This is a genomic window from Exiguobacterium sp. s7 (assembly GCF_018618195.1).
Lineage (GTDB): Bacteria > Bacillota > Bacilli > Exiguobacteriales > Exiguobacteriaceae > Exiguobacterium > Exiguobacterium mexicanum_A.
This window is the reverse complement of sequence record NZ_JACSLO010000018.1, coordinates 15,452-31,320: the sequence shown is the minus strand read 5'-3', so window position 1 is coordinate 31,320 and position 15,869 is coordinate 15,452. Positions and strand designations below refer to the sequence as shown.

Genomic DNA, 15,869 nt, shown 5'->3' with positions numbered 1-15,869 from the left:
GACGAAGCTTGCGCTTCATTCAAAAATTGTAAAACTTATTTTTGCCTCATCGTTCAGTTTTCAAAGTTCGTCTGCCGCTCTTAGCGACTAAATGATAATAACATTTATCATTATTGTGTGTCAACCAGTTTGTTTACTAAGTTGTAAGCATCGCTGGCAACAGAGATAACTATAGCATCCCTTTCTATAACATGGCAAGCATTATTCTAAAAAAACTTTAAAAAGTTTTAAATCATCTTTTCACCTCGGCCCGACTCAAGGATTGGAAGACGATCGACCGACGGAATGATTTTACATTACGGAAAAGTACCGACCGGGGTCAAGGGAGGATTGTACCAACTATCTAACCTAATCTACTGCTCACACTCCATAGTCCCCTTTCCGGAATCAAGCGTTATCTTCATAGCTATGATGTCTTTCCAGACTCTCGCAGAGACCAACCGTTCGGAAGCAGGCCACATACGCTACAACTACTTGAATCTCTAAATCGCGAATCAAACGTTTCAACTCCTTCTATATATAGAGGACAATTGCCTAGTAGGTGAATGGAGGTTAAATACACCATCGACTGTTCAATACCATATATATGAAGAAAACCATCATTTCACGAAGGAATGGTGGAACAGGACCATTCGCCACAATCAAATTTCCAAATGCGTTCTCTCACAAGATGTCACGTTTATCCGCAATGAACACATTACAGAAACCACGCACCAACGATGTATGATCTGTTCCTTCCCGAAAACACTGCATACAAAAAAGCCGACTCATAACCGAGTCGGCTCCGTTTATTTACTCGTGTGGCAAGAACATGAAGTACGCCAAGAATATGACTAGCATTCCGTACATGATTGGGTGAATCTCTTTTGTCTTCCCTTTCGCGATCATCATGAGCGGGTACAAGATGAACCCAAGCCCAATCCCCGTCGCAATCGACGAAGTGAGTGGCATCATGATAATCGTTAAGAATGCCGGAACCGCGATTTCGATTTTTTTCCAATCGATATCAAGGAGAGCTGAAGCCATCAACACACCAACAATAATCAAGGCCGGTGCCGTGACCGGTGCCGTGACAACCGCTAAGAGTGGTGAGAAGAACAAAGCCAATCCGAAGAATAAACCTGCGAATACAGCAGTCAACCCTGTACGACCACCCGCCGCAACTCCCGCCGACGACTCTACATATGATGTCGCAGTCGATGTCCCAAAGATTGCACCTGCAACCGTCGCAGTCGAATCAGCCATGAGCGCCTTACTCGCACGCGGCACTTTATTTTCTTTCATGATCCCAGCTTGACGCGCCACCGCGACGAGCGTGCCGGCTGTATCGAAGAAGTCGATGAAGAAGAACGTCAAGATGACGATAAGCATTTGAAGTGTGAAGACATCACCAAAGTTAATGAACGCTTGGCCGAACGTCGAAGACATGCTCGGCGGCATCGATACAACATCTGAAATCGCAGTCGGTGTCGGTACGAGACCAAAAATCATTCCCGCGATAGCTGTCAACAACATCCCAATGAAAATGCCACCTTTGACGTCTCGTGCCATTAGCAATGCACTTACAACAAGACCGAATACCGCGAGGAGTGTAGTTCCTGTTCCGAGCGAACCGAGACTAACAAGCGTCGCTTCGTTCGCAACGACAATTCCCGCATTTTTTAAGCCGATGAAGGCGATGAAGAAACCAATCCCTGCAGCCACCGCCATTTTAAGCGGAGCCGGAATCGCATTGACGACCGTCTCGCGAATGCCCGAGAGCGTCAAAGCGATAAAGAACAGTCCCGAGACGAGAACACCCGAGAGTGCCGTCTGCCAAGGGATGCCCATGCCGATGACGACACTGTAGGCGAAGAAGGCGTTAAGCCCCATGCCTGGTGCGATGGCGATCGGGTAGTTGGCGAATAGACCCATCGTGACCGATCCAATCAGTGCGACGAGACCAGTTGCGACGAAAACGGCACCCATATCCATACCCGCTGCGCCCAATACGTTCGGGTTGACGAATAAGATGTAAGCCATGGCCAAGAATGTCGTGAATCCTGCGACGAGTTCGGTTTTCACGTTCGTTCCAAGTTCTTTCAACTGGAAGTGACGTTCGATCCGGCTTTCTGACGGTTGATGATTTGGTTCTTGCTTGAGCTGTGTGCTCATTGATTTTCCTCCTTGGCTCGCCGTAAAACGAGAAAAGGTCCCCGATCGATGACCGGAGACCCCACGCGAAACATACAGGGACATACGTCCCCGAATCTATGTCTCGCCGTAGTGAAATCATTTAAGGTGATTTCGTAGAGACTCTCGGGCCATATTCCCGATATTATACGGCAAAATAATTTTTAATTGTTCGGATATGATAAGAACGTTTTTATCTTAACAACGTCAAAAATGAATGTCAACAGTAATGACGGATTTTAATCAAATATTTCATTCTAATGTTCGGTTTTTCCATATAAAAACAGAGAGGATTGCTCCCCTCTGCCTATTATTCCCACTCGATTGTTGCTGGTGGCTTCGATGTGATGTCGTACAGGACACGGTTGACGTGACTGACTTCGTTGACGATACGGACCGAAATCTTCTCGAGTACATCCCATGGGATGCGGGCCCAATCCGAAGTCATCCCATCAATTGATGTGACGGCACGTACGCCGACGGCATAGTCATACGTCCGCTCGTCGCCCATGACGCCGACTGAACGAATCGGTGTAAGGACCGTGAAATATTGCCAAATATCACGTTCGAGACCGGCTTTCTTCACTTCTTCGCGCAAAATCGCATCAGATTCGCGCACGATTTCGAGTTTCTCTTCTGTGATTTCACCGAGAACACGAATGCCAAGACCTGGTCCCGGGAACGGTTGGCGCCATACGATATAGTCTGGCAATCCGAGTTCAGTACCGAGTTCACGTACTTCGTCTTTAAAGAGCGTGTTGAGCGGCTCGATCAACGTGAAGTTCATATCTTCCGGAAGTCCACCGACGTTATGGTGCGACTTGATCGTTTGTGCCGTATCTGTTCCGCTCTCGATGATATCCGTGTAGAGCGTACCTTGGGCAAGGAAGTCCATGTCCACAAGTTTAGACGCTTCTTCGTCAAACACGTAGATGAACTCGTTGCCGATGATTTTACGCTTTTGTTCCGGATCTGAGACGCCGGCTAGTTTCGCCATGAAACGATCACGTGCATCGATTTTGATGACTTTCATGTTAAATCCGTCCGCGAACGTCTTCATGACGCTGTCCGCTTCGTTTTTACGGAGCAAGCCATGGTCGACGAACATACATGTCAACTGGTCGCCGATCGCGCGGTGAACGAGCGCCGCCACGACCGATGAGTCAACACCACCTGACAAGGCACAAAGAACTTGCTTGTCACCGACGATTTCACGAATCTTCTCGACTTCGATGTCGATGAAGTTTTCCATCGACCATTCGCCTTTGGCACCACACACTTCATAGATGAAGTTTTTCAAGATGTCGTTTCCGTACTCCGAGTGACGGACTTCCGGGTGATACTGCACCCCATACATCTTGAGGTCATCACTCTTGATTGAGGCGACCGGACAAGAAGGGTTCGTCCCATCAACGATAAATCCTGGCGGTGCTTCCATAACGAGGTCACCGTGACTCATCCAAACAGTATGTTCCACTGGAAGATCCTTGTAGAGGGCCGAAGCTTCCGACGTCGAGAAGAGCGTCGCTTTCCCGTATTCACGATGTGCGGCCCGCTCGACACGTCCACCGAAGTGATGTGTCATGAGCTGCATGCCGTAACAGATCCCGAAAATCGGAATCCCGAGTTCGAAAATTTCTGGGTCACAGCGATATGCGCCTTCCGCGTACACACTGTTCGGTCCACCCGAGAAAATAATCCCGGCCGGAGCCAGTTCACGAATCTCAGCAGCGGTCATCTTGTGGGAATGAAGCTCACTATATACGCCAAGGTCACGCACACGACGTGTGATCAACTGGTTGTACTGGCCTCCAAAGTCGAGCACCAAAATCATCTCTTGTTCTATTTTCACAAAACCTCCACCTTTCTGCCTTCTTCTCAAAAAAAGAGCGAGCTTCTCCCACGGATTCACTAAACCGAAGAAGAAGCACGCCCTTTTCTGTGTATACGAAACGTGCTCCTTCATAGTCGGTCCATTTACGGTGGTCCGGTAGAGACTCTCGCGCCAATTCGCGAGTATATACGAAGGAATGCTGTTCAATTATCTAACTAATGCGTCTATCTTACTGTATGCATCCGCCTACTTCAACTCATAATTCGACGAATCATGATTTTCCAATATTCTTTATATTTTGAATTCGGTGTTTGGTCGGCATAGATACTTTGCTCGAACAGACGGGTCAATCTCGTCATTTCGGTCGACTCATAATAGGCATCGACCTCTGCAGCGAGTTCGGACGGCGTGCGCCCGTCGACTTTGAAGCCTGCTCCGCGGAGTCGTTTAACTAGATATCGATGCATGGCGACGAGTCGATTTTCATTCAATGGACGCCGTGTCCACCAAAGCATCATGACGAGGCGTTCGATCGATTTCCGGTTCCATACGAGAACAGCGACCGTGAAGACAATCAACACCCAACCCCAGACCGGCATATTCCAATTCTCCGTTGCCGCCTCACCTGATGTGACATCATCGAGTGCCAAATCTTCCTGTGGACGGTTCGTCTGCTCATTGTCTTGCGATGCTTGTGGATCGTTGGCTGCCGGGTCTTCTGAATTCGTTTCGTCCTCTGTCTCGATTTGAAGTAAGCTGGCGTCCGAGAAACTGATCGTCGCCTCGAGCGGGACCCAGCCTGCGCCTTCCACGAAATATTCTACCCATGAGTGGGCATGACGGTTCCGGACCGTGTATTCTTCTTCCCCTTGAATGACCCCGCGCGCATCACCCATCGTGAAACCTTTGACCCAACGCGTCGGCACCCCGCTCGCCCGTAGAAGGACGGCAGCCGAGGTCGAGAAGTTGTCGCAGTACCCGATCAACGTATCAAACAAAAATTGATCGACGTAATCGGTATCCCCTTCCGGGACGGCGACGTCTTCCGTATTGTATTGGAAATCTCCAGATTGGAAGTAGGCTTGGACCGCTTGGGCTTGGTCGTAAGGTGTCTCACTGTCGCCCGTGATATCGGCCGATAAGTCGCGGACCCGATCCGGAAGCGAGTCCGGCAGTTGCAAGTACGCCTGCCGTTCTTCTTCCGTCAACGTCGTCACCGGTTCGTTCAATGCCAGTTGCTCTTCAGTGAAGGAAGGGACGCTGTAGCGAAGTTGAATCGTCTGCGGCGTCGTTTGGCCATCATTGTCGAAGACGATTTTTCCGGACGGACGGATGTGAATCGTCTCGTTCGGGAACGGCTCCTCGATACTGCCGACCCTAAATTCGGTCCCATTGTCCGTCTCGGTCGCTTGTGGATACTCCCCGCCATACGGGACGAACGTTTGACGCCGGTCGAATCGGAGCAGCGCCTGTTCAGGCGTCGTATCGACATCCGGGTCGACGAGCTGTCCGCGGTTGTAGTCCGAGTCGAGGACCGGGGACTCGACCCAACCTTTACCGGTGTAAATCTCTTTTGATTCGATGCGCCAGTAGCGTGCTGGTACACCACGGGCGATGAAGACGATCCCGTCATCCTGTTCGAACGGTCCACCGAGTTGCTCATCGTTCACCCCGTATCCGACACGACCGCTGCCTGACCCTTCATCGTTGCCAGCGTTTTGGAAACTCGTCGTCAACCGATCGGACCAGTCCCCTTCAATCGTCGGCGACACGCTCGCGAGTGCCAACACGACCGAAGCGAGGAGAGCGATACTGACATAGCGGACGAGCGACTTGCTCGGCCGTTTCGCCAAATCCGTGACGAAGAGTAATAAGAGTGACGCTAAAATCGCAAGTAGTATTTTTCCTTCTCCGTCATAAAGCGTCCATGTGTCAAAGTACGCCATCAATCCGAGCGTCGAGACGATCATCCCGAGGACGAAACCATAGCTTGGATACGTCCGTCCGGCCAAGATGGCGAACAGGACACCGATGAGCGCCATCGCCGAGAAGAAAATCGCTTCTTCTGGTAAAGCCCCACTCAGCACGCCACTCAAATCTTCTAGCCAGAGCCCAAACCAATCTAAGATACTTCCGTGATACACGTACAAGATGGTAAAGAAGTTGAGGACAACCACGGCGATGAACCCATACCAAGGCAACAAGCTCGCAAACATCGGTACGAGGAGTAAAAACAGGAACGGCCAATTGACGTCGAACGTCGTGCTCCCGACAATCGGCTCGACCCAAAACGACAACAAGTAAGCGGCAAGTGCCGTATAGACAATCCGTTTCACCCACATCGTCATGTCGTCACCTCATTCGCCGTGTACAAGTGATAGCTGCCTTGGGTCTCATTCATGATTTCGCGTACCCATTTCGTCTCGAGCGGGCTGATTAAAATCAAGTTTCCGACCTCTTGCGGCAAGTTACGCTTCACTCGTTCAACGAGACGTCCTTCCGGTTCCGGCGTCGCCGTCAGCAAGTAATGCCCGACCTCGGCGCTTTGGTCCGGCAAATGAAATAGACGGACCTGTTCTTCGATGACGTACAGTTCAAACGGCAAGTTTTTCCGTTCAAGTTGCCGAATCGCGCCGACGAGTAACGACAGTGATCGTTCGAACGCTTCTTCGTGTCCGGCAGATGTGGACGGGACGAAGACGAGCGATAGTTTTTTCTCCTGCTCTTGATCGAACGTTTTCGTCATCAAGTTACCTCGACGAGCCGAGGCCTTCCAATCAATCCGGCCGATGCGGTCACCGGCCGCGTATTCCCGGACACCGCTCGTCGTGTTCGCTACTTCTGTATATGTCCGCGTGCGCCGGTACTGTTCGCCACGCCCACCGACCTGCTCATCACGCGGCAAATCGAACGGAAGTTCAGCCGGCGACACTTCGACGACCGTCTCGAGCCGCAACGTCCGTTTACGATCGAACAGCCCGAACACGTCACGTACGTGAAGGACCGTCCGATCGAAAACGTGGATCCCCCGGCGGATCTGTTCGATTTCGTAATGCACCGTCTCTGTTCGCCGAAAAAAGCGGTCGACCGGAGTAACAATCACGTCCGTCGATGTTGCGAGACGAGGCGGCGGTGTCTCTTCTAACGTGACGACCCCGACAAGAAACGGATACTTCCGCTCCACTTGCAGTTCTACGTCCATCGTTTGGCCCGAGACGAGTCGTTTCGTCGTGATTCGCCGCGAGACGTTGGCTGCCGTGACCGGGTAAATCATAAAGATTGTCCAATACGCCGCCAAAACGAAAAATGACCACCAAAGTGTCGAGGCGACGATACTCCCTTCGATCCGGGCGAACGCGTAAAGTCCGAATGCCGCCGCCCACACGAGGAACAGCTTCATCCAATTTTTCATACTTCTTTGACCTCACGATCCATCGGGACCGGTAGCGAGTCGAGCCAACCTTTGACGAGCTGTTCGGCCGTTTTCCCTTTATAACGCGCCTCTGCCGTCAACAAGATACGGTGACCGAGCACACTACCCGCGAGCGCCTTCACGTCATCTGGCAAGACGAAATCACGGTTATGGATATACGCCCACGCCTGAGCAGCCTTCATCAGAGCGAGCGTCGCACGCGGACTACCCCCGAGGTACGTGTTCGGGTCGTTGCGCGACTCATGGATCAAGCGGACGATATACTGTTTGACCGCACTCGAGACATGCACGTCACGCACGTCACGCTGCATCTGTTCGACTTCGTGTTTCGTGATGACACTTTGGAGCGCCTCGAGCGGCTCTGCCTTTTCGAAACGGGTCAACAAAGAGATTTCTTCATTGAACGACGGGTACCCCATCTCAATTTTAAGAAGGAATCGGTCGAGCTGGGCTTCCGGGAGCGGGTATGTTCCTTCATGTTCAATCGGGTTTTGTGTCGCCATGACGAAGAACGGGGAAGGTAAGATTTTGACTTCCCCATCGACGGTCACACTGCGCTCCGCCATCGCCTCGAGTAACGCCGACTGCGTTTTCGGAGAGGTCCGGTTGATTTCATCAGCCAAGACGATGTTCCCCATCAAAGGTCCCGGACGGTACTCGAACTCTTTTGTCTTTTGATTGTACATCGAGATTCCCGTCAAGTCGGACGGCAACATGTCCGGAGTGAACTGAACGCGTTTAAAATCCAAATCAATGGCACGACTGAACGTACGAACGAGCATCGTCTTCCCGACCCCGGGCACGTCTTCTAACAACACGTGACCTCCGGCAAGCAACGCAGTCAAACTTTTTGCGATGACATCTTCTTTCCCGACGATCACCGTTTCAATGGCATTGATGATCGATTGAATGGCTGGACGATAGGACATAGCCGACTCCCCTTTTTTCTCTAATCGCTGATGCGTTCGAAAATTGAATGTTCTGACTTTATTGTGACATATTCAAGCGCTCGTGTGAAAGAAAACCATCATGCCAATCGGTTTTCCATTCTTTACCCGAAAAAAGGCGCCTTGTCTCGGATTTGAGCAGGCGCCATGACGTTTATTTTGGTCGTTCGATTTCAAAAGTGTCCCCGAGGGTCGCATAAAAGTTGCCGGCGAGACGACTGACCGGCGCCAGTTGTTCCGCATCGATGCGTCCAGCATGATAAAGCGCTGGCTCGATGTGAAACCGGACGACGCGAGCGATCAACAAGTCCGCTGTCACGACGCCATCGTGTTCGATTGGAACGTGATGGTGAAGTTTACACTCCATCCGGATTTTGGCTTCTTTCACACCCGGTGTCTCCACGACGTCGCTAGGCACGATGGTGAAGGCCGTCCGCTCGAGTTCGCTTTCCTCGGGTCCTAGATTGGCTGCCGTCTCATTGACGAGGGTCACATTCGTTTCGTCTACGATATGGATGACGAGTTCTTCGGTCGCGACAGCGTTGCGAGCCGTGTCTTTCATGACACCGCCCTTCCGTTGAACCGACACCGAGAGAAGTGGTGGTTCGGAAGCGACGATATTGAAATAACTGAACGGGGCGGCGTTAATCGTCTCTCCGTTTCGCGTCGTCACAAATGCGATTGGGCGCGGTACGACACTTCCAATCAAAAATTTATACGCGTCACGTTCGGTTAAAGCTGAAGGTTCAATCGATAGCATACGATAGCACTCCTTTGGATTCGACTATAGGTTCAAACTATCCCGTTCACAGCGGACGTGTCAAACGTGAGCACATCGGAATGTGTAGGATGATGAAATACGGGGTATATCCGTCTAGATATGACAATTAAACAGACAATCATCTGATGGCACATCGCTTGAGCAGTTCGGTGTTCATCTGATTTTTCTTTTTGTATATTTCGGTTATGACGATTGAATTGGAGATGGTTTTAGTTAAGGAAGGAAGTAGAGCGTATTATGGGCAAGTGGATCGAACAATTGAACAGTCGTCAAATACTCGGCATCCTGTATGGGGTCTGTATCGTCAGTCTCTTTTTAACGGCAATCGCGGCTTGGTTTGTTCGGGATGATAACGTCTCGCCAAACGAACTTTTGACGTTACGTTGGATTTGGATGACCGGGTTAGTCATGTTTATCACTGCTATTTTATTAATCGGCCGTCCATTGATTAAACGAATGGTCGGACAAAATGAGAAAATGCATGCGAAGCAACAAGAGATGCAGTCGGTGCTCGAGGCGTCTAAACAAAACGAGACAAAATTGAAGTATCGTAACGAACTGATCGAAGTACTCGCTTCAAAGGAGTCGTTATTAGACTACTCTGCTGTCATCGAAAAGATCGTCTGGTTGACCGAGGCTGAGTTCGGGGCGGTCCTCCTAATCAAAGACGATGAAATCACATCCGTCGTACCAAAAGGGATGACGACAGAACAACAAGAAGATTTAAAGGTGCAGTCGCTCTTGTTAAAACGCGTCATGATCTCGAAATCGCTAGAAGCGACATCGAAGAAAGTGGCCGATCAGATTCACGGTTATCCGTATTACATCCACGAGACGGTCATCCCCGTGAAAGACCCGTCAGATGGGACGATGATCGGTTGCTTGTACTTGGCATGTTATGACGAGCCGTTCGACGCGAGTGAAACGTCGGAACTGAACGCATTTGCGAATCAGTTGGCTATCTCGCTATTGCGGACCCGACTGTATCGCCAAATGCAACAAGACCGGAAAGAGACGGCGCAACTGATCAACTCAGTGCGCGAAGCCATCCTCTACTTCAATTATGAGGAAGACACAATTGTCGGCAACCGCGCCTTTATCCGCATGTTCGATGAGCTCCAATTCGAGTACGCGGGTTATGAGGAACTGACGACCTTGTCGATCGATATCGAACAGTTCGCCGAACGGGTCGACCAACAAGACCTCTTCATCAGTTACGTCGAGCGTGTGTTCGACCAAGAACCACCGGAAGATGGCCTCTCGATTTCCCTTGACCAAGGTGATTGCTTCCTCCAAGTATACGCCGAGAGCATTTACCGGGATGGGAAGATACACGGCACGATGCTCGTGTTGCGTGATGTGACGGCCGAGACCGAGATCGACCGAATGAAGTCGGAGCTCGTCTCGACGGTGTCTCACGAATTACGAACTCCGTTATCTTCCATTTATGGGTTTACAGAATTGATGCTCGAGCGCGACTTGAAAGAAAGCCGTCGCGAATTGTATTTGAAGACCATCCATGACGAAGCGAAGCGTCTCTCCTACTTGGTAAACGACTTCCTCGACCTGCAAAAGATGGAGGCCGGGAAACAGACGTTCGAATGGGAAACGGTCGACCTTCTCGAACTTGCTCGTGACAGCATCAGCTTCTATCAAGAAACGACCGACTCGCATCATTTACATCTCGATGCCGACGTCGGACAAGACTTCAAAATCGAAGCTGACTTAGAAGGAATGCGGCAGTTGCTCGGTAACTTGCTCAGTAACGCCATCAAGTATTCACCTGAAGGCGGCAACGTGCTCGTCTCGTTGGAACGACTCGAAGGTCAAGTCGTCATGAAAGTCCGGGATAACGGGATGGGCATCCCTTCTTCTGCCTTGCCGAACTTGTTCGGGAAGTTTTACCGAGTCGACAACTCGGACCGCCGAAAAATCGGTGGAACGGGCCTCGGTCTCGCCATCTGTAAAGAGATCGCCAAAGCGCACGACGGACATTTACATGTCGAATCGATCTACGGTGAAGGTAGCACCTTTATCTGTGAGCTCCCGACGTCAAAAGAGCCGATTCATCAATGAGCGCGGCCGGATTCATTCCGGTCGTGTTTTTTATATCGTCGCTTCTCTTTTTTGCAGGAATGTTTTGGCATAATCTAGAAAAAGAGTAACACCGAGAACCTGAGGCGACGTCAATGCACCCTTCCCATTATTCTCGCAGGTAAAATTTAAAAAAAGAGCTATACTAGTAAGGAAGAGACAGACAAGATTGGAGGTCATGGAGTTGGATCATCGCGACCCACCGTTTTCAGAAGTAGGCGACTTTAAACAATGGGGCCGTTTTGATATAAACGTGCCACTGCAGGGCGGGCAAGCTGAACTTCAGACTGCCGTGTCGATTGTAAGAAATCATATTCCGTTGCGATTGGGTGGATTTTATATCATCGCAAGTGAAGATGGGATTTTGACGAGCGGCTCACACGACGCCAATTTACAAAAGCACATCATTCACTTGCTCCAACAAGTGCAAATGGGCCATGTGGAAGATGAAACGTTGATGAACGAACCGATTTGGACGATTCATTATTTCACCACTCCATAAAACGACAAGAGACGATTCGGGCGTCTCTTTTTTTGTGCAAAAAAAGAACGCCTCGAGAGGCGTTAATCAATATGAGACATGATATCGATGACTTTTTCATAGTATTCAGTGGCCAATTTATACTTCCCATTGCTTCGAAGTTCTCTGGCTAACCATAGAGAGTATTTTTGCATATACACATAATCATTATATTTTTCAAAATAGTGAACCGCTTCTTTCAGCGATTTGATCAACTCAAGTTGATTTGGGACTTGATAACAATTTTTATAGATTTCAAAATGATGGTCAAACTCTTCTAATCCCGTTCGATCACCCTTGATTTCGTACCCTTTGGATAACCAATTTAGTATTTCTTCTACGTTGTTATAGTTTGTATATCCTTCAATCAACGACACGACGCTATATAGCTTACTCTTTACTTCTACTTTGTAATCAAAGCTTTGCATAAAGTATTCAAGGGCTTTTTCTTGATCACCTAAAGAAGAATAAATCTCACCCATGTTATTATAAAGCATTCCATAGTAGTCTTTCATAGTTGTGGCACTTATCACTTTTACTGCTCTGTGATAATGAGCCAACGCCTCCGTAAAGCGTCTTCGTCGTTTAAAAGCTAGCCCAATAATGATATGGCATTCAACGATTCTCTCTAGGAAGAAATGTTCTTGAAAATAATCAAGTGCAAATTTCACATTCTCGATTGCTTGAAGGTAATCTGTAAATTTATAATACATCCCACCCATGATATATCGCATATCTGCCATTTCCCATATCGGTAGACTTGAGTGTGGAAGTTGTTCGTTCAGTTCCTCAAGTAATTCTAGTGATTTTTCTTTTTCATTCTCATTAAATAGTTTTAGACTCTTCATTAAAGTATACCTAAGGCCGGCTTCGCGATTAAGTTGTTCCTCAATCCAACCAATTTCAGTAATGTACCTATTTTGTCCCCCAGGCATACTATCCAGTCTAGCCAACGCCAATAGCAAGCTAATATAGAGTTCTTTCGATTGGTTCACAACTGGATTGGATAAATATTTTTCTACTTCTTGCAACTTACCTTTGTCTTTTCTTGTTAAAATCGCATCTCTTAGTATTTCTTCAATTTCAGCCCTAACTTTTTCAACTTGTTCGCTGAAATCATAATAAAGAGGAACTTCAATTCCAAGCCTCTTAAAAATCATCTCTAGTACTTCTTCACTAGCGGACGTTTGGTTGTTCTCGATTTTACTTAAGTAAGATATTGAACAAATGCCTCTAGCTAAGACTGACTGCTTCATATTCCTACGCATTCTCTCAATTTTTATAAGGTTTCCGTAGTTGTATTCCATTCTAAGCAATAGCCCCTTCGCCCTAATTATTAGCGTTTTTTTAAATAAATATAGTCTAGAAACAATCGTATCAGGAAAATCTTCTTCAAAAAACGATATTTTTGTTGTTTTCCCACTATCATTTTCCCAACCGGTAGCAGTCCGTTAGACTCTTCAATCATGATAGAATTTAACTAGTAAATAAAAAGCTTTACGTTTTTTTAGGTAAAACGATTCATTAAAAATTAATCATAGGATTTATATTTTCGGAGGTGAATACATCAGATGGGAAAATTAAATTTTTTACTTGCGGAAGACTACATTAAACCTAAAATTTATTTCCAATCTAAACAAGCTCCACTGTTTAATGCGTCTTACTCCTATGCTGATCGCAATCAGTTTGAGGGGCTAGAGCATTTGACCCACTTGTTGCGTTCTCCTAAAGGATTTATACTCAATGCTTTTCAAATTGACTACTATCAAACTTTGCCACAATTGATTGCCAAAACGCTCAAAGAAAATCGGTCATATAAAAAACTATACATTCTCGGACCTGAACTGTCTCTTTCTATTCTAAAGCGCAGTTCAAGAACCGTCTATGAGAAACACTTCCAAGAATTTGGTTATATAAATGTAGAGCGGGATTTCCAAGGTGTTCTGGGCCAGTGTTTAGCTTTATTACAAGAAGGACATATTCTATACATCCTTCCTGAAGCATCAATTTGTTGGCGCCCAGAACATTTCCGACCAGTTGAAAACACACTCACTCCTCTATGTAGCACACTGCTCAGTCAAGAAGCACACGTCCCGATTTTATCGTCTTCTACTAAAGAAGGTTCTGATAAAGTTATCTTGCATGAACCGAATATGCCACAACAATATGTAGGCGATTTGGAATCCCGTATTTACCAACAATCAGAATCGGTATATAATTTACTAGAATCTCCAGTTTCTGACTACTGAGTACCATTACGCTAGAGATCGCAGCTTTCAACACACCAATATAATTGATGGAGGGATTCATAATGAAAAAGATTACAGGACTGTTATTCATCGCCGCAGCAGTATTACTATTGGGCAGTTCAATCAAACCGATGGGTGAAGACTTCCCACGCCTTGCTAAGTTTGATGCGCCAATTCAAACGTTTGGTGAGGACTTCCCACGTCTCGCTAAATTCGAATCAACAATCAAACCACTCGGTGAAGATTTCCCGCGCTTGGCAAAAGTTGAATCGACAATCAAACCGCTCGGTGAAGATTTCCCACGCCTTGCCTAATCCTTTAAAAGAGACGCCCTTGCGCGTCTCTTTTTTATTTCCGAATCTCTGGAAATAAACTTTTAGAAAAAAAGTAAAACAATTTACATATTAACCTCCATTTTTTTCTTGTTTCCTTATATAATAACGGAGACATGATGACGATTTCATTTCACAGCTATTTCATATGAACGACGAACAAAGGAGCGGATCTCGATTGAACCGAACGAAACCATCTTGGAACTTGAAACTGTTGCTTAGCTCTTCCCTTGTCATTGGTGGCATGGCCATCGCCCCATTCGACTTGACGCCGACCGGTTTCGAATCGAGCCGTGTCGAAGCTGCCTCGACCTACACGACGACAGCTAACTTGAACCTTCGTTTGAGTGCCGCCACTTGGAGTCCGATTCTTCTAACGATTCCATCCGGGGCGTCCGTCAAATATGTCAGCACGTACGGGTCTTGGTACAAAGTCAGTTACGGCGGAAAGACCGGCTACGTCGCTTCGCAGTACGTAAAAGTATCGAGCGCGTCGACAATCACGCCGAGTTCAGCCTCGTACTACAAAACGACAGTCAATTTGAACATGCGATTGACGGCAGCCTCATGGAGCACGGTATTGATGACCATCCCGAACGGTGCCACTGTCAAGTACGTCAGCCGCTACGGCTCTTGGTATAAGGTCAGCTACAATGGGAAAACGGGCTATGTGGCTTCCCAGTACTTATCAGCCACAGGAGCCCCGACCACGACGACATCGACAACCTCTTACCAAACGACGGTCAACTTGAACATGCGTTTGACGGCTGCCTCGTGGAGCAAGGTATTGATGACCATCCCGAACGGCTCGACCGTCAAGTATGTCAGCAAGTACGGCTCTTGGTATAAGGTCAGTTACGGTGGAAAGACGGGCTACGTCGCTTCCCAGTATTTGAAACCAGCCACGACGACGACACCGACGACGTCCACAGGCACGGGACGTACGATTGTGATCGACGCCGGACACGGTGGAAACGATCCTGGAGCTGTCTACGGCTCATCTTACGAAAAAGTGATTGCGTTCGATATTGCCGCACGTCTCGCGAGTACGCTCTCGAATACATATGGCTATAACGCACGGATGACACGCACGAACGATGTCTACTTGTCGCTCGCACAACGCGTCGAATTGACGAAGTCGTATAAAGGCAGCGCCTTTGTCAGCATTCACAACAACTCTTCGACGAATACGTCTTACCATGGTCATGAAGTACTCGTACCGACCGGAGAAAGCTATACGACGAACCCATACATCTCGGCTAGCCGGAGTCTAGGAGCGGCCATCAACCGTGAACTCGGTGCCCGTATCCCGACAATCCGTAACCGTGGCGTGAAGTATCAAAACGTTTACGTCGTCGGAAAGAACAGCGTCCCTTCGACACTCGTCGAATACGGGTTCATCAGCAACGCGAACGACCGCTCGCATTTGACGAGCACCACTTACCGGCAACGGATGGCAGACGCCACCGCTTCTGGGATTCATCAATTCATGAGCACTTATAAATAA

12 protein-coding genes and 2 riboswitches are annotated in these 15,869 nt (G+C 48.2%); of the genes, 5 read left to right on the top strand and 7 right to left on the bottom strand.

The genetic code is table 11. The annotated features are described in order from the left end of the window. Positions 1-792 precede the first annotated feature (792 nt). From KNP79_RS14640 to KNP79_RS14615, 6 genes are all read right to left on the bottom strand, one after another. Entirely contained in the window at positions 793-2,154 is a 1,362-nt protein-coding gene (locus KNP79_RS14640) for an NCS2 family permease (RefSeq protein WP_251132991.1), read from the bottom strand. A gap of 89 nt (positions 2,155-2,243) precedes the next feature. Beyond that, positions 2,244-2,345: riboswitch (purine riboswitch) on the bottom strand. 137 nt (positions 2,346-2,482) lie between these two features. Beyond that, positions 2,483-4,006, bottom strand: coding sequence for a glutamine-hydrolyzing GMP synthase (guaA, locus tag KNP79_RS14635; RefSeq protein WP_251132992.1), 1,524 nt, complete (start codon positions 4,004-4,006; stop codon positions 2,483-2,485). A gap of 111 nt (positions 4,007-4,117) precedes the next feature. Beyond that, positions 4,118-4,218: riboswitch (purine riboswitch) on the bottom strand. Between the two features lie 39 nt (positions 4,219-4,257). Further along, positions 4,258-6,354, bottom strand: coding sequence for a transglutaminase domain-containing protein (locus KNP79_RS14630; protein ID WP_215192860.1), 2,097 nt, complete (start codon positions 6,352-6,354; stop codon positions 4,258-4,260). Then, entirely contained in the window at positions 6,351-7,418 is a 1,068-nt protein-coding gene (locus KNP79_RS14625) for a DUF58 domain-containing protein (RefSeq protein ID WP_034781624.1), read from the bottom strand. Before KNP79_RS14625 ends, KNP79_RS14630 begins: the two co-directional genes overlap by 4 nt. Continuing rightward, complete coding sequence (locus KNP79_RS14620; protein WP_214709525.1) at positions 7,415-8,368, bottom strand: AAA family ATPase; 954 nt, start codon at positions 8,366-8,368, stop codon at positions 7,415-7,417. Before KNP79_RS14620 ends, KNP79_RS14625 begins: the two co-directional genes overlap by 4 nt. A 172-nt stretch (positions 8,369-8,540) precedes the next feature. Then, entirely contained in the window at positions 8,541-9,146 is a 606-nt protein-coding gene (locus KNP79_RS14615; protein WP_214793828.1) for a flavin reductase family protein, read from the bottom strand. A 258-nt stretch (positions 9,147-9,404) separates the two neighbouring features. On the opposite strand from KNP79_RS14615, the gene KNP79_RS14610 reads away from it, so the two are divergent. Next, positions 9,405-11,243 (top strand): ATP-binding protein, encoded by a 1,839-nt coding sequence (locus KNP79_RS14610; RefSeq protein ID WP_251132990.1) that lies wholly within the window; start codon positions 9,405-9,407, stop codon positions 11,241-11,243. Between the two features lie 202 nt (positions 11,244-11,445). After that, the gene (locus KNP79_RS14605) at positions 11,446-11,763 is read left to right on the top strand and encodes a hypothetical protein (RefSeq protein ID WP_215192859.1); all 318 of its coding nucleotides are present in this window, start codon (positions 11,446-11,448) and stop codon (positions 11,761-11,763) included. 62 nt (positions 11,764-11,825) lie between these two features. Here KNP79_RS14605 and KNP79_RS14600 read toward each other — a convergent pair whose 3' ends face one another. Further along, on the bottom strand, positions 11,826-13,088 hold the full coding sequence (locus KNP79_RS14600) for a tetratricopeptide repeat protein (RefSeq protein WP_215192858.1): 1,263 nt from the start codon (positions 13,086-13,088) through the stop codon (positions 11,826-11,828). 264 nt (positions 13,089-13,352) lie between these two features. Between KNP79_RS14600 and KNP79_RS14595 the strand changes: the two genes are divergently transcribed. The 3 genes from KNP79_RS14595 (at position 13,353) to KNP79_RS14585 (ending at position 15,869) form a co-directional block, all read left to right on the top strand. Next, complete coding sequence (locus KNP79_RS14595) at positions 13,353-14,030, top strand: hypothetical protein (protein ID WP_215192857.1); 678 nt, start codon at positions 13,353-13,355, stop codon at positions 14,028-14,030. A gap of 62 nt (positions 14,031-14,092) precedes the next feature. Further along, positions 14,093-14,344 carry a hypothetical protein gene (locus tag KNP79_RS14590; RefSeq protein WP_215192856.1) on the top strand — a complete coding sequence of 84 codons (252 nt, stop codon included), beginning with the start codon at positions 14,093-14,095 and terminating at the stop codon, positions 14,342-14,344. A 166-nt stretch (positions 14,345-14,510) separates the two neighbouring features. After that, the gene (locus tag KNP79_RS14585) at positions 14,511-15,869 is read left to right on the top strand and encodes an N-acetylmuramoyl-L-alanine amidase family protein (protein WP_233005337.1); all 1,359 of its coding nucleotides are present in this window, start codon (positions 14,511-14,513) and stop codon (positions 15,867-15,869) included.

What these genes read in the sequence shown, in the direction of transcription:
- KNP79_RS14640 (WP_251132991.1), bottom strand. Translation starts at nt 2,154, where the DNA reads ATGAGCACACAGCTCAAGCAAGAACCAAATCATCAACCGTCAGAAAGC.
- guaA (WP_251132992.1), bottom strand. Translation starts at nt 4,006, where the DNA reads ATGATTTTGGTGCTCGACTTTGGAGGCCAGTACAACCAGTTGATCACA.
- KNP79_RS14630 (WP_215192860.1), bottom strand. Translation starts at nt 6,354, where the DNA reads ATGACGATGTGGGTGAAACGGATTGTCTATACGGCACTTGCCGCTTAC.
- KNP79_RS14625 (WP_034781624.1), bottom strand. Translation starts at nt 7,418, where the DNA reads ATGAAAAATTGGATGAAGCTGTTCCTCGTGTGGGCGGCGGCATTCGGA.
- KNP79_RS14620 (WP_214709525.1), bottom strand. Translation starts at nt 8,368, where the DNA reads ATGTCCTATCGTCCAGCCATTCAATCGATCATCAATGCCATTGAAACG.
- KNP79_RS14615 (WP_214793828.1), bottom strand. Translation starts at nt 9,146, where the DNA reads ATGCTATCGATTGAACCTTCAGCTTTAACCGAACGTGACGCGTATAAA.
- KNP79_RS14610 (WP_251132990.1), top strand. Translation starts at nt 9,405, where the DNA reads ATGGGCAAGTGGATCGAACAATTGAACAGTCGTCAAATACTCGGCATC.
- KNP79_RS14600 (WP_215192858.1), bottom strand. Translation starts at nt 13,088, where the DNA reads ATGGAATACAACTACGGAAACCTTATAAAAATTGAGAGAATGCGTAGG.
- KNP79_RS14595 (WP_215192857.1), top strand. Translation starts at nt 13,353, where the DNA reads ATGGGAAAATTAAATTTTTTACTTGCGGAAGACTACATTAAACCTAAA.
- KNP79_RS14590 (WP_215192856.1), top strand. Translation starts at nt 14,093, where the DNA reads ATGAAAAAGATTACAGGACTGTTATTCATCGCCGCAGCAGTATTACTA.
- KNP79_RS14585 (WP_233005337.1), top strand. Translation starts at nt 14,511, where the DNA reads ATGAACGACGAACAAAGGAGCGGATCTCGATTGAACCGAACGAAACCA.